This window comes from Acidovorax sp. 100 (assembly GCF_003688355.1).
Classification (GTDB): Bacteria; Pseudomonadota; Gammaproteobacteria; order Burkholderiales; family Burkholderiaceae_C; genus Acidovorax; species Acidovorax delafieldii.
The window spans coordinates 1016192-1036651 of sequence record NZ_REFD01000001.1 but is presented as its reverse complement, the minus strand read 5'-3'; the positions used below and the strand labels follow the sequence as shown (position 1 = coordinate 1036651).

General features: G+C 60.2%; 17 protein-coding genes. 4 read left to right on the top strand and 13 right to left on the bottom strand.

The window, feature by feature from the left end:
- The first annotated feature begins 17 nt into the window (after positions 1-17).
- The 4 genes from C8C96_RS04865 to C8C96_RS04850 all read left to right on the top strand — a co-directional run bounded on the left by C8C96_RS04865 (position 18) and on the right by C8C96_RS04850 (position 3929).
- Positions 18-1028 (top strand): porin, encoded by a 1011-nt coding sequence (locus tag C8C96_RS04865; protein ID WP_121941628.1) that lies wholly within the window; start codon positions 18-20, stop codon positions 1026-1028.
- A gap of 94 nt (positions 1029-1122) precedes the next feature.
- Positions 1123-2022: a M14 family zinc carboxypeptidase gene (locus tag C8C96_RS04860; protein ID WP_121941627.1), complete on the top strand. Its 900-nt coding sequence runs from the start codon at positions 1123-1125 to the stop codon at positions 2020-2022.
- Positions 2023-2144: 122 nt separating this feature from the next.
- The gene (locus tag C8C96_RS04855; RefSeq protein ID WP_121941626.1) at positions 2145-2729 is read left to right on the top strand and encodes a hypothetical protein; all 585 of its coding nucleotides are present in this window, start codon (positions 2145-2147) and stop codon (positions 2727-2729) included.
- A gap of 174 nt (positions 2730-2903) precedes the next feature.
- Positions 2904-3929 carry an amidohydrolase gene (locus C8C96_RS04850; RefSeq protein ID WP_121941625.1) on the top strand — a complete coding sequence of 342 codons (1026 nt, stop codon included), beginning with the start codon at positions 2904-2906 and terminating at the stop codon, positions 3927-3929.
- Positions 3930-4563: 634 nt separating this feature from the next.
- On the opposite strand, the gene lpdA is transcribed toward C8C96_RS04850, so the two are convergent.
- The 13 genes from lpdA to C8C96_RS04780 form a co-directional block, all read right to left on the bottom strand.
- Positions 4564-5958: a dihydrolipoyl dehydrogenase gene (lpdA, locus tag C8C96_RS04845; protein WP_121941624.1), complete on the bottom strand. Its 1395-nt coding sequence runs from the start codon at positions 5956-5958 to the stop codon at positions 4564-4566.
- Between the two features lie 2 nt (positions 5959-5960).
- Positions 5961-7253 carry a dihydrolipoamide acetyltransferase family protein gene (locus tag C8C96_RS04840; RefSeq protein ID WP_121943880.1) on the bottom strand — a complete coding sequence of 431 codons (1293 nt, stop codon included), beginning with the start codon at positions 7251-7253 and terminating at the stop codon, positions 5961-5963.
- Between the two features lie 2 nt (positions 7254-7255).
- Positions 7256-8260: an alpha-ketoacid dehydrogenase subunit beta gene (locus C8C96_RS04835; RefSeq protein ID WP_121943879.1), complete on the bottom strand. Its 1005-nt coding sequence runs from the start codon at positions 8258-8260 to the stop codon at positions 7256-7258.
- Positions 8261-8319: 59 nt separating this feature from the next.
- On the bottom strand, positions 8320-9555 hold the full coding sequence (locus tag C8C96_RS04830; protein ID WP_121941623.1) for a thiamine pyrophosphate-dependent enzyme: 1236 nt from the start codon (positions 9553-9555) through the stop codon (positions 8320-8322).
- Positions 9556-9764: 209 nt separating this feature from the next.
- The gene (gene ilvB, locus C8C96_RS04825) at positions 9765-11546 is read right to left on the bottom strand and encodes a biosynthetic-type acetolactate synthase large subunit (protein ID WP_121941622.1); all 1782 of its coding nucleotides are present in this window, start codon (positions 11544-11546) and stop codon (positions 9765-9767) included.
- A 539-nt stretch (positions 11547-12085) separates the two neighbouring features.
- Positions 12086-12970, bottom strand: coding sequence for an alpha/beta hydrolase (locus C8C96_RS04815; protein WP_121941621.1), 885 nt, complete (start codon positions 12968-12970; stop codon positions 12086-12088).
- Positions 12967-13842, bottom strand: a complete 876-nt coding sequence (locus tag C8C96_RS04810; RefSeq protein WP_121941620.1) for a TIM barrel protein — start codon at positions 13840-13842, stop codon at positions 12967-12969. The genes C8C96_RS04815 and C8C96_RS04810 overlap by 4 nt, the downstream gene beginning before the upstream one ends.
- Positions 13839-14834: a D-glycerate dehydrogenase gene (locus C8C96_RS04805; RefSeq protein WP_121941619.1), complete on the bottom strand. Its 996-nt coding sequence runs from the start codon at positions 14832-14834 to the stop codon at positions 13839-13841. Before C8C96_RS04805 ends, C8C96_RS04810 begins: the two co-directional genes overlap by 4 nt.
- Positions 14813-16000 carry an alpha-hydroxy acid oxidase gene (locus C8C96_RS04800; protein WP_121941618.1) on the bottom strand — a complete coding sequence of 396 codons (1188 nt, stop codon included), beginning with the start codon at positions 15998-16000 and terminating at the stop codon, positions 14813-14815. Before C8C96_RS04800 ends, C8C96_RS04805 begins: the two co-directional genes overlap by 22 nt.
- Positions 16001-16002: 2 nt before the next feature.
- The gene (locus C8C96_RS04795) at positions 16003-16827 is read right to left on the bottom strand and encodes an SDR family NAD(P)-dependent oxidoreductase (RefSeq protein ID WP_121941617.1); all 825 of its coding nucleotides are present in this window, start codon (positions 16825-16827) and stop codon (positions 16003-16005) included.
- 13 nt (positions 16828-16840) lie between these two features.
- The gene (locus C8C96_RS04790) at positions 16841-18055 is read right to left on the bottom strand and encodes a Rieske 2Fe-2S domain-containing protein (RefSeq protein WP_233584158.1); all 1215 of its coding nucleotides are present in this window, start codon (positions 18053-18055) and stop codon (positions 16841-16843) included.
- Positions 18056-18150: 95 nt separating this feature from the next.
- Positions 18151-19461 carry a Rieske 2Fe-2S domain-containing protein gene (locus C8C96_RS04785; protein WP_121941615.1) on the bottom strand — a complete coding sequence of 437 codons (1311 nt, stop codon included), beginning with the start codon at positions 19459-19461 and terminating at the stop codon, positions 18151-18153.
- Positions 19462-19494: 33 nt separating this feature from the next.
- Positions 19495-20451: a PDR/VanB family oxidoreductase gene (locus tag C8C96_RS04780; RefSeq protein ID WP_121943878.1), complete on the bottom strand. Its 957-nt coding sequence runs from the start codon at positions 20449-20451 to the stop codon at positions 19495-19497.
- Positions 20452-20460: the final 9 nt, after the last annotated feature.

Sequence of the window (20460 nt, the reverse complement as noted above, 5' to 3'; positions counted from 1 at the left end):
CTCCTTTAGGAAAACAAATGCTCAAAAAATCTTTTAACTCCGCCTTGTGTCTCTGCGCACTTGCAGGAGCTTCTTCGACAATGGCGCAGTCGCAGAACCAAATCTACGGCCAGCTGCGCACTTCGCTTAACCACTACAAAACCAACGGTGCAAAAACCACCGCGATGACCGACAACGCGTCGCGAATTGGTTTCCGAGGTGCGGAGGATCTTGGCGACGGCCTGCGGGCACTATTTGGACTGGAGATCGGCTTTGAGTCGGACACTGGGGCCTTCAGTACTCCAGCATTCCGATACAGCTACGTTGGCCTCGCTTCCCGTGAACTCGGGACGCTCGTGATGGGACGCCTTGACTCGTCCGCTGCAGGAGGATCGCCTCTCTATTCGCAAGTTGCTGGAATCACCACCTTCGCTGCGAATGACGCTGGCGCGACAGCGGTCGGTACTTCCATCTTCAACTCCAGAAACCGTGTTAACAATGCTATCGGCTATCAAACACCCACATACCAAGGTCTGGATGCTCGAGCCCGCTTCTACATGCGCGGAGCTGGGACTGCGGCGGAGCCAGAGGACACAGCGCGGTCTCTGGACTTAGGCCTCAACTATCGTCGTGAAGAGCTCCGCTTGGCTATCGGATATGGCGCCGACTATCGCCGTGGGGGGCTAAAAGCCAACGAGTTCGACTCCAAATGGCAAGTTGGGGCCAGATACGACCTCGGAATGTTGAATCCCTATGTGTTGGTAGGGCAAGACAAGTACAACAATACGCAATCGTCTCGACGCGCTGTGGACTACTGGCTAATCGGAGTTCAGTTCGTCTCTGGAGCGCACTCGGTTGTTTTGAACGTTATGCAACGCGACGTCCAGACAACGGTTGCTGCGGAGAGAAAGCGACAGCAGTTGGCATATCTCTACCAACTTTCGAAACGCACGCAGTTGCAGACGTTCTTTGACAACGATGGTGTCAATTCGTCATCCCCATCGGCACGCGTACGCGCATTCGGCGTTGGAGTTCGCCACGACTTCTAGGCAACCTCGTTCACCGAATCCCGAGGTTGATCGTTCTTCTGCAGGCGCGCTCTGCGAGAAAGAAACTGGCTTTCAATGATTAGAGGAATTCACAATGTCAATTGTTCATTACGCACCATCCATCGCTCTTCTTGGTCTCGCCTTGATGGGGCCTGCCACTTCGCTTGCCCAGTTCGACCCAGCCAAAGTTTGGGTTGAGCCCACACCCGTCGCTGCAAGGTTTCCAGATCCACAGGTGCGCTACACGACGCCGGGATTTCGTGAAGGACGGACTGACTTTGCTTCACACGCGGAAGTACTTTCGTTCTTGAGCGAACTAGAGCGTCAATCGCCACATGTGCGTGTCGAAAGCTTGGGTAGGTCGCAGCAAGGACGAGACCTTGTCGCTGCAGTGTTGTCGGAGCAAGGGCGCTTTGAAGCTTCACGCCCCACGGTCATGATCATTGGCAACCAGCACGGCAATGAGCCGGCTGGTGGTGAAGCTGTCCTAGTGCTGGCGCAGCAGTTTTCCAGCGGCCCCAGTAGAGAATTGCTCAAGCGCGTCAATCTTGTACTTGTTCCACGCGGTAATCCTGACGGTGCAGAGCGCTTCGCGCGGTTCACTGCCAACGGTATCGACATCAACCGTGATCATTTGCATCTGCGAACGCCTGAAGCCAGGGCACTCGCAGCGGCCACGCTGCGCTATCGCCCGCAGGCAGTGCTTGACCTTCATGAATTTACAGTGGGAGCGCGATGGGTCGACAAGTTCAATGCAGTCGTCAAATACGACGGCTTGCTGCAACCGGCCACCGTGGGCAACCTTGATCCGGATATTGCTGCCAGTGCTCAGAAAGACTATGTCGACAACATACAGGATGCATTCACCCGGGCGGGCCTTCAAGGGTACAAATTCCACACCACTCCCGCTAACAATGTGAGCGATCACACGGTCTGGATGGGGGGGTTCAACCCGATACCGGTCGTAACGTCAGCGGGCTGCGTCAGACTGTGAGTCTGCTGCTTGAGGTGCGTGGAGTCGGGATCGGCAGGGCACATTTCGCGCGACGCGTATACACGCAAGCGCTTGCCGCAAGCACTGTAATTGAAACCGCCGCGCAACAAGGTCCTGCCCTGATGCGACTCACGGCGCAGGCCGAGCAACGAGCGCAGGCCACGGCCTGCAAGGGTGAACTTGTGATTGAGGCTTGGCAGACGCCAACAAGGCAACGACTCGACTTGATCGACGCTACGACAGGCGAGGACAAGTCTGTCGAAGTTGACTGGCGAGCTGCCGAGCCGTTGAAGATCGTCAATGCTCGTCCCCGGCCTTGCGGCTACCTGCTTGCCGCTAGCCAGGGAGAGGCAGCAAGACGGCTGGAAATGCTCGGGGTGCGAGTTGAAAGAATCGACAGCGCCTCCTCATGGTCCGTTGAGCGCTACGAAGTGGAGTCGCTGAGCGACGCGAAGAGGCAGGATGCTCGCGCCGCTATTGAGGACGGCCAACCTATTCGAGCCTTCCGCGTGCAGCTTCGGCCTGGTCGTGCTGTAGTGCCTCCAGGAACCTTCTACGTTTCGCTTGCACAGTCGCTTTCTCCGCTGATCAGCGCGGCGCTGGAACCCGATTCGCAGAACAGCTACGCGGCCAACCGGTTAGTGGAGATTGCTGACGATGGATTGATGCGGGTACTTGCCGTGCCATCTTGGAAGCAGCCGCGATAAGCGGTGCCAATCGCTTGTTGAGGTAGCGGAAAACGGTCATTTGCCATGCCCTTGGTTCGAAACATCACTTGGCAAGGTACTTGTTGCTCGATGGAACAAGCCATGATGTTACTGCGACTTTAACCATTGCCACTCTATTCGCATATTCGACTTTTCAACTCGATAGGCTCTTCCATGAAAATTCGCAAAATTGAACCTAAGAGTAGTTCACGCCGAAGCTTTCTTGTACAAAGAAGTGTCGACCTCGGGCTTCTTGCGCTGGGGTCACATCTGGCGTTTTCATCTAGCACGGCAAGTGCGCATACTGCGCTTGACGCAGCTTCTAGATCGGAGATTGCATTTGATGTTCCCGCAGGTGCGTGCGACTGCCATGTGCATGTGTACCCAGACGTGGCTCGATTTCCCTTCTCCCCAGGCAGGAATTCGACCCCGCCTCAGGCGAGCGCTGGGCAATTGCTAGACCACCTTGACTCACTGCGAATGGACCGGGTCGTTATTGTCACTCCGAGTGCATACGAGAACGACAATGCAGCGACGCTTCATGCAATACGCCTGCTGGGCCCGCATCGCGCACGCGGCGTGGCAGTCATCCCTCCAAACTTCACTGCTGAAGACCTCTCGAAGTTGCAAGCGGCCGGGGTGGTCGGGATACGCGCAAACCTTCAAGCAGGCGGTGTGCGAGATGCTGCCGTTGCAGCTTCCAGACTCGCGAATTTATTCAAATTACTCAAGGGCACGAGCCTGCACTTGCAGATTTTTGCAGGGTTGCCGTTGATCGCCGCGCTCAAGAACAAGTTAGTAGAGTCCCCTGTCCCTATAGTTTTCGATCACTTCGCCGGAGCTAGGGGGAGCGAAGGCACGGTACAAAAAGGTTTCGATACGGTCCTCGAGCTGCTTAAAAGCGACATCGCTTACGTCAAAATCTCTGCTCCCTACCGCGTCTCGCTAGGAGGTCCGGCTTATGCAGATTTGAAACCCATCGCACAAGCGATGATTGCCACTAACGAGAACCGGATACTTTGGGGTTCAGATTGGCCTCACCCTGGTGTGCGCAAGCAAGAATCATTGCCTACCGATATCACGACACCATTCAAGGTTGACGATGTTGGCATTTTGAATCTGCTCGAGGCATGGGAACCCAACGCTGCAGTTCGCGAGAAGATTCTTGTAAAGAACCCGGCTTTCTTGTTCCAGTTCTAGAAAGATGCTGGGGCGATTTCACCGGCCCAGGCGAGCTGATCACCTCGTTACCAGCAACCTTGGCATAAATAGAAACGCATCGCCCAATCGCCGCACACTCCTGCTGCATAGACATGAGCGTCTCGCGAATCCTAGTATGTGGTCCCGTAGAAGCCTGGTCCAAATAACGAATGCGAACGCGGTGTTGATTTCCACGCAGAATTTACCCACTAACCCCCTGTGGGTTTCGGCCGCATGGAAATCAACACCCTCTCGTAAAGAAGATTGGTTTTACCGCCGATTCCTGATTTTTGCGTACCCCAGTCCCCTTGTGAGCAGGTTTTGGCCAATCTGGTTTAGGGTAGTGAGATTCTCCATTCCTCGACAGCGAAGTCAGAGAACAATGCCCAACCGTAAGACATCGCATAGCGAATTGCCGCGCGACTTCCAGAACGTCATCTGCGGGAAGCATAACGATGCCGCTCAGGTAAGCCACCACGGCATCTCACGCCACCGTGTGCGCGGTCTACGGCGATAGGGCTGGCACACCCTCCGCGTGGGAGGGGCTTAGCGGTTTCAACGTGCTGAACCAGCGAACTAGCATATCCGGCAGAGACGGGATGCCGACCTAGGTTGGTAGGTTTGAGCGTTCGCGTCAAAGGTGAATTGCGCGGCCCAGTGCGCGAAGTGCTGACTCTTGGACCGCCTCGCCCAGCGTTGGGTGCGCATGGATGACACCTCCCACGTCTTCTAGGCGCGCCCCCATTTCGATGGCGTAGGTGAAAGCCGCCGCCAGTTCGGAAACACCCTGGCCTACGGCCTGCCAGCCCAGAACCAGATGATTGTCCTTGCGCGCCACCACCCGTACGAAGCCTTCACCACCCTCCATGGTTAGTGCTCGCCCGTTTGCCGCGAATGGAAATTGCGACGTGATGGCCTCAATACCCGCCTGCGTCGCCTCGTCCATCGTCAGGCCCACCGCTACGACTTCCGGGTCGGTGAAGCACACCGCCGGGATAGCCAGAGGCGCGAAGCGACGCCTGTGCCCGGCAACGCATTCAGCAACAACCTCACCTTGCGCCATGGCTCGGTGCGCCAACATGGGCTCGCCAGTCAGGTCGCCAATTGCCCAGACGTTTCGCATTGAGGTGCGGCAGCTAGCGTCCACCTTCACGGCGCGACCGGCCATGTCCAACTGCAAGCTCTCGATTTCGGCCGTGCGTGGCGTACGGCCTACTGCGACCAGCACCTTGTCGGCGGGCAACACGAACTCATCAGCGTTGCGGCTGCGTACGCGCACGCCAGCGCCGTTGGCCGAGATTCCCTCCGCCGTGCTGCCCAGGTGCACCGAGATGCCAAGGCGCTTCAGCGAGGCTAGCAGCGGCTTTCCCAGATCTTCGTCGTAGCCTGGCAAAACGCGATCGGCCACGTCGACTATATTCACCTCGGCGCCCAGTTTGCGCCAGGCGATGCCTAGTTCCAGGCCAATGTAGCCGGCGCCAACCACGACTAATTGACGCGGCACATCAACCAGGGCCAATGCCCCGGTGGAGGACACCACGTTGCCACCAAACGGTAGCTGTGGCAGTTCAATAGGCTCAGAGCCCGTAGCCAGCAACAGGTGCTCGCAATGCACGCGAATGGGGTGCTCGCCGTCCACATCGATGGTCTTGCCGTCTACAACGCGTGCCCAGCCGTGGATTACAGTCACTCCGGCCTTGCGCAGCAGCGCGGCTACACCAACCGTGAGTTTGGTGACCACACCCTGCTTCCAGCTTTGCGTGATTGCCAAGTCAATCGACGCGGTCTCGGTGCGGATGCCCAGCGGCGACGCGCCTTCACCGGCACGGCGCACGGCGTCGTATGCCTCGGCCGCGTGAATCAGCGCCTTGGACGGAATACAGCCGATGTTCAGGCAGGTCCCACCCGGCGTATCGCCTTCGACCAGCGTAGTAGCTACGCCAAGTTGCGCAGCGCGAATGGCGGCAACGTAGCCTCCGGGGCCGCCACCTATAACGAGCAAGGTGGTTGTCTTCGATTCAATTCGCATGGTCACTCCACGAACAGCATGGCAGGGGTTTCAAGCAACTTGCGGATCGCCTGAATGAACTGAGCGGCGTCCATTCCATCGACCACCCGATGATCGAACGACGACGATAGATTCATCAGCTTGCGCCCCACAACGGCGCCGTCACGGAACACGGGGCGTTCGACGAACTTGTTCACGCCGATGATGGCAACCTCTGGATGGTTGATAACCGGCGTGGTCATCAGGCCGCCCAGGGGCCCGAGGCTGCTGATGGTTATGGTGGATCCTGATAGCTCGTCACGCCCGGCCTTACCACTACGCCCAGCTTCAGCCAGACGTGCGATTTCCTCGCTGCATGCCCAGGGATTCAGCGCCTCGGCATGGCGTAGCACTGGCACCAGCAGCCCGTTGTCGGTCTGGGTGGCGATTCCCAAATGCACGGGGCGGTAACGTGTTACCACGCCTGCATCGTCGTCGAAGCGTGCATTCATCTGAGGGAAGTCGCGCAGCGCCAGTACGACGGCGCGCGCCAGCAGCGGCAATAGTGTGAGCTTGCCGCGGTCCGAGCTAAAGCGCTGGTTCAGTTGCTCGCGCAGTGCCTCGAGCTCGGTGACGTCGATCTCCTCCACGTAGCTGAAGTGCGGGATGCGGCGCTTAGCCTCCTGCATTTTCTGCGCGATCTTGCGGCGTAGGCCGATCAACGGCAAGACTTCTTCTCCGTGGCGCTGCGCGTAGCCACTGCTTGCGGCCCCGGCCCGAGGCTGCCCGCCGGAGACCAAGTAAGCGTCCAAGTCTTCATGCGTTATGCGGCCAGCCGGGCCGCTACCGTGCACGAACTGCAGTTGAATGCCCAGATCCCAGGCGCGCTGACGCACGGCTGGCGAGCCGACAGGTTTCTCGCCCGGTGCCTGCACCGCCCTGGGCGCGGCTTTCGGCGGAGACTGTACCGACGCGGAGATGGCATGGGTCGGAGCGGGCGTGCGCGCCGGAGCGATTACCGACGAATTCTCCGTTGGCGTAGCCACAGCAGCCATCGCCAAGACCTTTTCTGCCTTGGTCGAGAGGTTACCCGCACCGACTACCTCCAGTCGGATCAGCTCTGCGCCCACGGCCATCACGACCCCTGGTTTGCCACCGAGTTCCAGCACCGTGCCTGCAACGGGCGAGGGAATCTCCACCGTCGCCTTGTCGGTCATCACATCGGCCAGAATCTGGTCCTCGGCTACGGTGTCGCCGGGCTTTACCCGCCACTCCACCAGTTCCACTTCCGCTATGCCTTCGCCAATGTCTGGCATCTTGATGGCGTAATGTCCCATGCTCATGCCTCCATCGCGCGTTTGAATGCTGCACCGACGCGGTCGGGTCCCGGGAAGTAGGCCCATTCCTGGGCGTGCGGGTATGGGGTATCCCAGCCCGCCACGCGCTCGATGGGCGCCTCTAGTTGATAGAAGCAGTGCTCTTGCACCAGGGCGGACAATTCCGCGCCGAAACCGCTGGTTTTGGTTGCCTCATGGACGACCACACACCGTCCGGTCTTCTTGACCGAATGAAGGATGGTGTCTAGGTCCAGAGGCCATATCGAGCGCAGGTCGATGATCTCAGCGTCGATGCCGGTCTCGCGTGCCGCGCATTCAGCCACCCAGGTCATGGTGCCGTAGGTCAGCACGGTCAACTGGGTGCCCGGTCGAAACACGGCGGCCGACTCCAGTGGTACTGTGTAGTAGCCCTCGGGCACGTTGCCCATGGCGTGCTTGGACCAGGGTACGACGGGCCGATCGTGGTGACCATCGAACGGCCCGTTGTACAACCTCTTTGGCTCCAGGAAGATCACGGGGTCGTTGCACTCAATGGCGGAAATCAGCAGGCCCTTGGCATCGTAGGGATTGCTGGGCATGACAGTGCGTAGACCGCAGACATGGGTGAAAAGCGCTTCAGGGCTTTGGCTGTGCGTTTGCCCGCCATAGATTCCGCCGCCACAAGGCATGCGAATGGTGATCGGAGAAGTAAAGTCGCCTACCGAACGGTGCCTTAGCCGCGCAGCCTCGGACACAATTTGGTCTGAAGCCGGGTAGAAGTAGTCGGCGAACTGGATCTCGACAACAGGGCGCAGTCCGTAGGCACCCATACCGACTGCCACGCCGACGATGCCGCCCTCGCTAATGGGCGTGTCGAAGCAACGGGTCTTGCCGTATTTGGCCTGCAGGCCCTCCGTGACGCGGAACACGCCTCCGAAGTAGCCTACGTCCTGGCCGAAGACAACGACGTCGGAATCTCGTCCCATCATGACGTCCATAGCAGAACGCAGCGCCTGAATCATGGTCATCGGCTTGCTGATTGCTTCTGCAGCTTCAACGACTGGCTGTTTGACTTCAGTGAGCATGTTTAAACTCCTAGTTCCTGGCGCTGCCGACGCAGGTGGTCCGGCATGGACTCGTAGACCCCGTCGAAGATCGTGGCGGCGCTTGGCACACGGCCGTCCAACAACGTACCGTGGCTCTCAGCTTCCTTCTGAGCGGCGGCGGCCTCGACCTCCAGTTCCCTCTGCACCTCCACGTGCTCTTGGTCTGACCAGGCACCCATCACGATCAGATGACGCTTGAGCCGCTCGATCGGGTCTCCCAGTGGGAAGCGCTCCCAGTCGTCGGCAGGCCGGTACTTGGACGGATCGTCAGATGTGGAGTGTCCGCCGGCGCGGTATGTCACCCATTCGATCAGCGTCGGACCTTGATTTGAGCGCGCGCGCTCGGCCGCCCACTGCGAGGCCGCGAACACAGCAAGGAAGTCGTTTCCATCAACGCGGAGCGAGGCAATTCCACAGCCAACGCCGCGCGCCGCAAAGGTGCTCGACTCGCCGCCAGCGATCGCCTGAAAGGTGGAGATTGCCCACTGGTTGTTGACCACATTCAAGATCACTGGTGCGCGATAGACCTGCGCGAACGTGAGTGCGGTGTGGAAGTCAGACTCCGCCGTGGCGCCATCGCCGATCCATGCTGAAGCGATGCGCGTGTCGCCCTTGATAGCCGACGCCATGGCCCATCCCACCGCTTGAGGGTACTGCGTGGCCAAGTTGCCAGAAATACTGAAAAAGCCGGCGCGTTTGTACGAATAGAAGACTGGCAATTGGCGTCCTTTCATCGGGTCGGCCTCATTGCTCATGAGCTGACAGATCAGTTCGCTCATTGACACGTCGTCGCGGGACAACAGCAGGCCTTGTTGGCGGTAGGTGGGGAAGCACATGTCGCCCTGCTGCAGCGCTGCTGCTTGCGCGATGGCAATGGCCTCTTCGCCGTAGCACTGCATGTAAAAAGAGGTCTTGCGCTGGCGCTGCGCAATCGTCATGCGTGCGTCGAAGATGCGCGTTTTCATCATCGCTCGCAGGCCCTTGCGTAGCCGAGTGCTGTCAATCTCGGGCGCCCACGGTCCTACGGCGCGGTCATCGTGATCCAGCACGCTGATCAGCGCATAAGCCAGATCGGTGGTGTCAAAGTGCGAGGTGTCGACTGGCGGCTTGCGGACAATGCCCGCGCCAGATAGCTGCAGATATGAAAAGTCGGTGACACAGCCAGGGCGCCCTGAGGGCTCTGGCACATGCAGCCGCAATGCGGTATGCGCACTCATGCAATGGTCTCCACACGCGGTAGCGTGTCATTGGTTGGCAAGTGGACTGAAACAGTAGGTAGACTGTTGTGTCCGAGAGGCTGCGCTGGGTAAGCGCAATTGAATTCAGTGACGGGTAACAGCGCGCCATCAATCTGCGCGCTGTGTTCGGGTGATCGCGACGGCGACTCGCTTCAGCCCCCATCCGTTGCAATGCGGGTTAGTGATTTTCAGGCTGGTTCTTCGTACCATCGCTCCTTGCCCAGCAACATCTGATGGTGCCCTCCCCCTGCCGGAATCATTGGAAAGCAGTTCTCCTGAGGAGCTACCTGCACGTCCAGGAAAAACGGACCGTCGTATGCCAGGCACTCGTCCAATGCATTAGCCAACTCGTCCGGATCGCCAACGCGGCGAGCACCCCAGCCAAAAGCTTTTGCCAACGCCACGAAGTCGGGCAGCGCCTCGTTCCAACTGTGGGATAGGCGATTCCCGTGGTTCAATTCCTGCCATTGCCGCACCATACCCATGTAACCGTTGTTGGACAACACTAGCTTCACGGGCGCGCGATGCTGCATGGCGGTGGACAGTTCCTGGATGTTCATGAGCACTGAAGCGTCACCGCTCACGCAAACACACAGTGCACCGGGATGGCCAATCTGCGCGCCTATGGCGGCCGGCAGGCCATAGCCCATGGTGCCCGCTCCGCCGGAGGTGAGCCATCGGCTCGGCCGCTCAAAGCGTAGGTATTGTGCAGCCCACATCTGATGTTGACCCACGTCGGTCGAGACGATCGCGTCACGGCCCTCCAGCTTCGCCTGTAACGTGGCCATCAGTTGCTGCGGCAAGATGGTGCTTGCTCGCGGCGTAAAGTCCAAGCAGTTCGCGGCACGCCAGCGGTCGATGCGTTGCCACCAAGGCGCCAGTCGCTGAACAGGTAGGCCCTGCAGCTCGGACAGTGCCAACAAGGCCTGGAGAACCGCGCCGCAGTCGCCCACGATAGGCACATCCACCTTGACGGTCTTGTTGATGCTGCTGGGGTCGATGTCGATGTGGATCTTGCGCGCATGAGGGCAAAACTCGTTGAGCTTGCCGGTGACGCGGTCGTCGAAGCGCGCTCCGACGTTCACCACCAGGTCAGCCTGGTGCATGGTCAGGTTGGCTTCCACCGTCCCGTGCATTCCGAGCATGCCGACGAATTGCGGATCGGACGCAGGGAAGGCCCCCAAGCCCATCAAGGTCAGCGTGCAAGGGCCGCCGGTCAAGCGCACCAACTGCGTGAAGGCTTCACAAGCATCCGGCCCGGCATTGACTAGCCCACCACCGCCGTAGAACACCGGTCGGCGCGCCGTCGAGATCAGATCGGCGGCACGCAGAAGCTTGCCGCGTGGCAAGCTGGGCGCGTCCCGCGTCTTGCGCTCAGTGCGTGGCCTTCGCGACGGCATCGCGTGTGTTCCGACACGAGCCAGCTGCACATCCTTGGGCACGTCCAGCAGCACTGGCCCCGGCCGTCCACTGGTAGCGATCTGCAATGCGCGCTGCACAGCGTCAGCGATGTCGTCTGGCGAGCGTGGTTGATAGTTCCACTTTGTAACCGGGCGCGACATACCCATCGCATCGCTCTCTTGGAACGCGTTGGTGCCAATTACCGTACTGGCCACCTGGCCGCTAATGCACAACACTGGTACCGAATCACTCAGGGCATCGAGTAAACCGGTGATGGTGTTGCCCACGCCGGGACCGGACGTAACGAGCACTACACCGACGTTGCCGGTGCTGCGTGCATATCCTTCCGCTGCATGTACGGCCGCCTGCTCGTGGCGCACCAGGATGTGGCGGATCGCTGGTTGGCCGTGCAGCGCATCGTACAGCGGTAACGCCGCACCGCCGGGATAACCGAAGATGATTTTGATGCCGCAAGCTACGAGCGTGTCGAGCAGGATCTCTGCCCCGTTGCGAGCTGCGGGGACGCCAGGCGGCGCGCTCGATGAGTCTTCTAGAAATGAGGTGTACATAAGTAGATTTTTCTTTCTTCCGGGCAAAACAGGCTTCTTTATTCGCACTGAAAAATATGACGAAGACGAACAAAAATCTTCAAAAATTCGTCGTAAAAGAAAAACCTTCGGTTAAAGGTCCACAAGCCCGACCTCATCGTCCTGCGTGAGTTGCTCGACGGTTCGCGCCTTCAAGTTGCTGGTTGTCGGCGCAGCTGTAAAGTTGAAGCCCACTGCCTCCTGAAACCGCATCAAGTGCCTCGATGCCGAGGCGTAGACAAGCAGTACCGCATCGAACTTGATCGCACGCTCTTGGGCGCGACCGTGATCGTGCAGCTCACGTCGGAGCGCCACACCGATGGTTCGGCCGCGTACGGGCTGAAATACCCGACGTGATGCACGCCTATCTGGTTTCGGCGAATACGACTGCTACATCCGAACGGACGCGAAGGACATACACAACGATGAGCATCTGTTGCCCGAGAAACTCCACAAGATTCCGGGCACCCAACACAGCAACTACAGTTTCGTACTCCGCGTGCTCAAGGATGGGCAAGCGCCTATCGGTTCGTGATGGAAGCCAGAAAGCGCAGCACTTCGTCGCCCACATCGTTCTGCGGCGAACCGAGGCTCTGCACCGTCGACACATGGTTGTGCCCACGGTTAAACACAAAGAGTGGGCTCTTGCCGTTAACCCGCGTCAGCGAATGTGCGAGGGCGTAGGTCTGCTCGGCGATCCACCCAGGATCCAGCTCCGCCAGCGCCAAAAGCACGGGCGTGTTCAAACGCCGCACATGCGTCAGTGGTGAGCGCTGAGTGTATTGCGCGACGTCATCGCCAAAGTAGGCTTTGGGGCCGGCAGGCAGGGGGGCGTCTGCTCGGTAAAACCCGCTCATGAGTAGTACTCCATCTACATCCGCAGCCGGCGATCCATTTCGCGCATCGTCGTCGAACAACCACGAAGCCACGTGGCACGCCCCTGCAGACTGCCCCCAAAGAACCAGCGGAGCTGCGTCGCCGTTGGCTTCGCGGTCTTGCATCGTCCACCTAACTACTGCTTGCAAGTCCAGTGTGCCAGCAGGCCAGCTGTGGTCTGGGGCGAGCCGGTAGTTTGGCAGCACCGCCGTAAATCCTTGGCGCGCGAGCCAGCACCCGATGTTGCGGTAGAAACTGCCATCACCGTTCTTGTCCCCGGCGACGAAGCCACCGCCGTGCACGTACATTACGGTCGCACGGCTTCTTCCACTGGGCCGATAGACGTCCAGGCGGTGGCGCTCATGCGGACCATAGACTTGGTCGAGATGCTCATCACCCGAGGGTGCGAGGTCCAACAAGGGGCGGTAGAGCGCGCGTGTCCCGGTAAGTACCTCGCCGTCGAAAGCCGCACCGAACGCGGCCAGTTGCCGTTTGATATCGGCGACGGTGTCATTTTGTAGAGCCTTCACCTTGAAGTTCCTTTCAGCTGTGATTCAGATACCGATGCTTCATCAAGACAGCGCAAATTTTCGAGTCCGCGTTTTTCGCTGTTGACGCCGAAGTGTGTCCAACCGTGTTCAAGCTCGACCAAGCCTCGGTAGCCACGGCGCGCTAGCACCTTTAGCACGCCCATGAAGTCCACTTGCCCTGTTCCTGGCTCCAGGCGGCCGGGACTGTCGGCGAGCTGCACAATCTCGATGTGATCCCATGCGGTGTCGAGTTGGCGGAGCAAATCACCGTCCATAGACTGCACGTGCGCGGTATCGAAGATAAGACGCACTGCCGGGTTGTCCACTGCGCGCACCACCGCGAGCGCATCGGGCATGTGGTGCAGCAGCATGCCGGGCACGCTCTGGTGATTCAGCGTCTCCAGGCACAGCACAAGACCGTCTCGTTCCACGAGATCAGCGGCATATCGCAGGTTCTGCACAAAGACCTGTTGCTGTTCGGCTATGGGTCGCCGCGGGTCTGAGCCCCCGAGCACTGCGAGTTGGCGCGCGCCCACACGCCGCGCCGCCGTTGAAGCCTGCGCCATTTCGTTTGCGATCCAGCGACGCGCATCGTCGCTGTCCGTGGCCCAACTGACGTTCCGTAGTTGGTCGAAGGTGGTGTAAAGCAAGCAGCCCGCCTGCAAGTTACGCTGTGCGATCGCGCGGCCCACGCGCTCCTGCTCTTCCGCAGATCGCGCGCGGCCGGCGGCGTAGAGCACACCCGCAAATCCCTGGTCGGCCGCGAAGGCCACGTGGTTCACCGGGTCGTTGCTGCCGACCAAGGCGCTGAACAGAGGCTCGAATGGCGGGCGGTAGCCGAGGTGGGGTGCGTAGCGCAGCGCCCAGTTCATGAAACCCCCTTGAGGAAGCGCCGAGACAGCGCACCGGGGTTGAGACAATTCGCAGGCTTTGCATCGTCGAGCAGCAAGGTCCGGAGCGCGTCAATGGCCAGGGTGCCCATCCCGTTGCGCGCGTCGTGTGTAGCGCTACCGATGTGTGGCAGCAGTGTGGTTCGCGGCAGTTGCTTAAAGCGTGGGTCGATCATCGGCTCATTACAGTAAACATCGAGGCCCGCGCCGCCCACCTTCCCCGACGTGATCGCGGAGATGAGCGCATCTTCATCCACCAAGTCACCACGCGCGATGTTCACAAACACCGCGCCGGTCGGCAGTAGCTTCAAGCGTTCGGCGTTGATTGCACCCCGCGTCTGCGGTGTCGAAGGGGCGCAGGCGCAAAACACGTCGCTATGGGCCATCAGCGATTCGAGCGAAGCGTGGTAGGTGTATGCGCTGGCTGATGAGTGCCGTGTGCGATTGTGGTAATGCACCTGCATGCCAAAGGCCAATGCACGTTGCGCAATGCCCATGCCGATCCGGCCCATGCCATAAATTCCCAACCTTCGACCGGTGAGCTGCTGGCCGAGAAAATGCGTAGGTGACCAAGGTCCCCAGTTGCCGTCTCGCAGGGTGGCTTCGGCTGTGGACGCATTGCGTGCCGCAGAAAGAATCAGCAATAGCGCAGTTTCGGCGACGGCATCGCTCAATACATCGGGGGTGTTGAAGACGGGCACGCCGCGATCGGCGGCCGCTTCGAGATCGATGTGGTCATGGCCCACCGAGTAGGTGGCGATGGCCCGCACTGAACTTGGCATTTGCTGCAGTGTGCCCGCGTCCAGCCGATCGGTGGCCATTACCAGCAAGGCATCGCAGCCTTGCGCCCATGGCAACAGCTGCGCACCAATAGGGTAGTCGTGCGGCCATAGCTTGACCTCGAACGATGCGTCCGCCAATTTCAACACTGGCTCTGGAAGGCCGCGCGTTATCAAAAGGTTTGGTCGGCCCATGGCAATGCCTTCCGATCTTGCAAGAGAGATATATCGATGTCGGCGACGCGCTGTGTGCCGCACAGTTGCATCGCTCGGCGCAGCTCTTCCGAGAGTATCTGCAGTGCGCGCTCTGCTCCCGCTTCGCCACCGGCCGCCGCTCCGTACAACGTCGCGCGGCCGATCGCCACCGCCTGTGCCCCAAGAGCGACCGCCTTCACGATATCGGTGCCACGACGCACACCAGAATCGAGCAACACCGGCACGCGGCCCTTCACCGCCGCAGCCACGTCCGGGAGGGCATCCACGGAAGACATGGCGCCATCCAACTGGCGGCCGCCGTGGTTGGAAACCCAGATCGCGTCGACACCAAGCGCGGCGAGTCGCGCCGCATCATCACCGCGCAAAACTCCCTTGACCATGAACTTTCCAGCCCAACGGTCTCGCAAGCGCTTGAGCGCGTCCCAATCGAACGACGCGTCAAGGCTCTGCCCGACCTTTGCCGCAATTGACGCACGCGGATCCTGGTGGCCTTCAAAACCCGCTAGGTTTTTGAAGCGAGGTTGACCATGGCGAAGCATTTGCAAGCACCAACTCGGATGGCAGGCAAAGTCGAAAATGGTGTGCGCATTCGGCCGGAGCGGCACAGTGAATCGGTTGCGCAAATCTCGCTCGCGCTTGCCGCCCGCGACGAGATCCAGTGTGACAACCAACGCCTCGTAACCAGATCGGTCCGCGCGTTGGAGCAAAGTGTTCGCGAAGGACTCATCGCGCAACACATACAGCTGAAACCAAAGACGTCCCCCCACGGCGGCGACTTCTTCGATCGACGAGGTTGCCATCGTCGACAAGGTGTAGGGAATCCCCAGCAGCGCGGCCACACGCGCAATCGACACATCTGCTTTCGGCCAACCCGCTCCGATCGCACCGGTTGGAGCGACTACTAGTGGCACAGCCGACTGCCTACCGACGATAGTGGTGGACATATCGGGCTGTTGTACGTTCACCAGCACGCGCGGGCGCAACCGCAAGCGCTCGAAGCCCTCGCGGTTGGCGCGCAGGCTGATCTCGTCGTCCGCACCACCATCGAAAAAATCAAACACACCACGCGGCAGCCGCGACTGGGCAAGATGGCGCAGGTCTTCAATCGAGCAAGCCTCGGCCAGCCTTCGCGAAAGAGCTGTCATGTTCACGGAGTGGGTGTCTTGGAGGCTGCGAACTTCACGTCTGGAAATGCCGCCACCGAGCCTGCACCTCCGTCCACCGCGATCACTTCGCCGGTTATATGCGCACTCAGGTCCGAAGCAAGGAACAACAGTGGCCCGGCGATCTCTGCCGGCGTGGCGGGGCGCCCGATCGGAATGACCTTTCCAATGGCGTTCCACGCGTCTTCGTCTAGCCGCTCGTTCAGGCGCGGAGTCCGCACATAGCCTGGTGCAACCGCGTTGACGCGCACCCCCCGACCCGCGTACTCCACACCGGCACAGCGCACCAGGTGATGCAGCGCGGCTTTGGAGGTTGCGTAGGCGCTCTGATTGGGCACGGCGCGATTGCCGCTCATTGAGCCCACAAAGGCCATGCTGCCGCCTCCATCTGCGGCCATCATCTCGCCGCCGATTTGGATAGCGAGGAACGCATGGCGCAGCACAATGTCGAACTGCTGTTCCCAGCCAGCGTCGTCCACGGCCGACAAAGCCTTGATGCCCGCCACACCGATGATGTCCACCATGCCGTGCACGCGGCCGAAATGCTGACGCGCCGTGTCAAACACGCGCTGCATTTCGGCGCGAGATGTCACGTCTGCTACGCACGGGACGCCGCCTACTGCATCGGCGATCTGGCGCGCGAGCTCTTCGTCACGGTCCACGCAGAGCAATCTCGCACCAGCTTGCGCCAGCGCATGCGTAGCCTGTTCGCCGATACCTTGCCCCGCGCCCAGGACCACAAACCCGCGGCCTTGCAGGCGCAGCAGCGAGAGGTAGTCGGGCGTGCCGCCAGAAATGAGGTCGTTCATGCAGATGTGCCTTTCATGCCGCAGCGGTTTCACGGTGGCTTGGCACAAGATCCTGCCAGAGCGCTCCGTCTTCCATTTGCACATCGCAGGCGCTGACACTCCGCAAGTCCAGCCCCACACCGGGCGGCGTGCCGTTCTCGGCCGCAACTTTCACTGCATTGAGCAGCGCGCGTCGAACACGCACGACGCCCTGGTCGGCCGGCACGAGGTGCTCCTTGGAGCGGTCGTACAGCGGACCTTGCGACAGTGCGATGGTCGCGTCCTCCACCTCAACACCAACCAGCCCGGTCCAGCTGTCCTTCATACGCTCGCGATCCTGGCCAAAGTTGTCTGCCCAGGTGGATGTATACGCGCAGGATTTGCGGTCGTAGTAGCGCTTGTCGTCAAGACCCAGCAACTCAATGATCTTGTCATCAGTCACCGGCGCATTACCGTGCACCACGATGTAGGTGCTGGTGTGTGTGTCGTCATCGGGCACCTCGAACACAGTGAACAAAAACGCGGGGGCAGGGATGATGCGGCCGTAGGGAATAATGAAAGGCACCACACGTGCGTTCTTCACTCCTGGCTCGTTGGTCTTGCGCAAGGCCACATACTGAAAGCCGAACGCAGTCTCTTCGATCTTGAGCGCGGGCTCGAGGTCGTTGGACACGAGCGCTGCCGGGTTCACCACATCGGGATTGGGCACGAAACTGTCATCGATCCAGCCTGGTCGGGCCATGTTGGTGTGCAACACGCCGACGTGCGAACTGTCCTCCCCGCCTTCGACCAATTGCAGGTAGTTGCAGCTCACGTTGACGCGTAGTGCCACGCGGTGTTCGGGCTGTGCTTCCATGAACGCGTACCGGGAGAACTCGGGCACCTGGTCTTTCGGCCCAACGTACGCCCACACCAAACCGCCGGCTTCGCGCACAGGGTAGGCCGGCGCCTTCATTCGTTCGCGGTACTTCGGATCGGCGTGGTTAGGCGTTTCCATCACGCGGCCCTTCACATCGAACTTCCAGCCGTGGTAAAGGCAGCGCAGGCCACCCTCTTCCACCCGACCTAGTGCGAGCGAAGCCCCTCGATGCATGCAGAGTTCGTCGAGCATGCCGACCTCCCCCGCAGTGTCGCGAAACACCACGTAGTCCTCACCAAGAAGACGCACACGCAGTGGAGGTGCATCAGGCGATGGCAGTTGCATTGAGGTGCACACGGGGTGCCAGTAACGGCGCATCAGTACACCCATGGGTGTGCCAGGGCCTACGCGGCATAGAGTGTCGTTGTCTTTGGTGCTTAACATGTTGATGTCCTGTGTGTCTGTGAAGTGGGTGTGGCACTGGCCTAGTGCGTTCGATCAGCCGATGCGGCCACGCTGATGGTCTTCAAGATGCGATGTTGCGGTACGAGGGTTCGCCAGTCTTCGCTCTGGCCGATTTCGGCTGACGTCCCCACAACGCAGCTCACGTCGGCATGCAGCGAAGGCGGCTCTTGCCCTTCGCGAACCGCACGGGCGCTCGCCAGCAATACGCGGTACAGGCGACTGATCGCGATGTCGGCGGTGGACAGCATCTCTTGCGAGCGGTCGCGGATCGCCCCACCAGAGACACTACACGCCGCGTCTTCTTGCGTGAAACTGGCCAGGCCGGTGAAGTGACCGGCTCGTTGTAGTGCGCGGTCCTGGTGGTATCCGTTCGTCCAGCTCATTGCTGTGGGACCGTCGCACGTGGTAGCAGTCATGCCGTGGCGCGAGAGCGTCTCGTCATCTAGGCCCACGAACGAGAGCTGCTGCGTGCGCAACGGCTCTTGGCCAATCGGCTTCTCGGGATTCCACCAAACGTGGTAGAAATTGCAACGCTCGTCGTTGACCGGCACCACGGCGAACCACAGATCGCCATTCGGATTGGCAACAAAGCAGGGCGCGATGAACGACGCCACGCGAGCCATGCGGCGGCCGTCGCCAGCGCCGCGCATGGCGACGTAGTGAAAGCCGAACTCGGTCTCTTCCGCTTCGATCTGCGGCGAGGCATCGAACTGCATATGGTTGGTCTTCTTGGCAAAGTCCAGCTCTGCGCCGTTTGTCTTGGCCAAGCCCGATGCATGCAGCACCGTGAGGTGCGACGAGTCCACAAGGCCTTCCACCACCTGCACGAAGTTGCAGTTAACGACCGCATTGGCGTTGATACGGTGGTCGGCGTCAACATCCATGAAGGGCAAACGAGGGAACGCCGGCTCCTGCTCGCGCGGGCCGAGGTAGACCCATAGGAAGCCACCTGCTTCGCGCACCGGGTAGGTACGGCCTTTGATGCGTTCCTTGAACTTCGGATCTGCCACGTTGGGCGTATCGAGCACCTGACCATCGACAGCGAATTTCCAACCGTGGTAGATGCAGCGCAGGCCATCGCCTTCTGCACGAGCTAGCTGCATCGACGCTCCGCGGTGCAGGCATGACTCAGCGAACAGCCCGGGGCGGCCGGCCTGATCTCGCCAGGCGACGAAGCGCTCGCCCAGTAGTTCGATTACCCTCGGGTCCGCGCCTGCAGCTGGCATCTCACTCAACTGCAGGGCCGGCAGCCAGAAACGACGCATGGCGTCACCCTGGGCTGTTCCAGCGCCTGTTCGGCACATCAACTCGTTGTCGTGTTTGCTAAGCATGGAAATTCCTTTCGTGGGCGGGGTATCTTTTAATCAGAGGTCCAGCACAAGGCGAGGCGTGCACGAACGTGAGCAGCAGGGCATGAAGTGTTCATGCTTTTCTTCGTCGGTCAGGTAGAGATCGCGGTGATCGGGCACTCCTGCGAGTACGCGGGTCTGACACGTGCCACACACGCCGGCCTCGCAAGACAGCGAGAGCGGAACGCCTGCGTCGATCAGCGCCTGCGCGGCCGACTGGTCGGCCTTCACTGAAATGCAGCGTCCGCTATGACTGAGCTCGATCTCGAACGGACCGTCGGTCGAATGGTCAATAGGTGCGGCAGCGAAATACTCCCGGTGCAGATGTGACTCCCCCCAACCGAGTTCGCGTGCAGAGGACAGCACGTGGTCCATGAACCCGGTTGGTCCGCACACATATATTTGCCTGTCCACTACAGGTGAACCAATGACGGCACGTGCATCCAACAGCTGATCAGCGGCGCCATCATCAGAATGCACCTGTACGCGGTCGGCAAAGCCGGCGGAGCGCAAACGATCAAGAAATGCCATGCGTGCCGGCGTACGGCCGCTGTAATGCAGCTCAAACGAACGCCCTTCGCGCGCCAGCTGTTCTGCCATACACATGATGGGTGTGATGCCTATGCCGCCCGCAAAGAGCATGGCGTGGTCGGGTCCGCTGTGCAACTGGAAATGGTTGCGTGGGCGCGAGATCGATAATATGTCGCCTTCTTTTACTCCATCGATCAAGCGCACCGAGCCGCCTCGGGATTGCGGGTCGCGCAGCACCCCGATGCAATAGCGCGGCAAGCTATCGGGCAACTGATACAGAGAGTACTGACGTACAGGCCCACCTGGAACATGCACGTCAATGTGTGCGCCAGCCTCAAACCCGGGCAGCTCGACCCCGTCGAGCGGCGCGAACTCGAAAGCGACTACGTCTTCGGCCACGACCTTCCGTGCGGCCACACGCACTTGCAATAGCGTTTCCATCAGCATCTC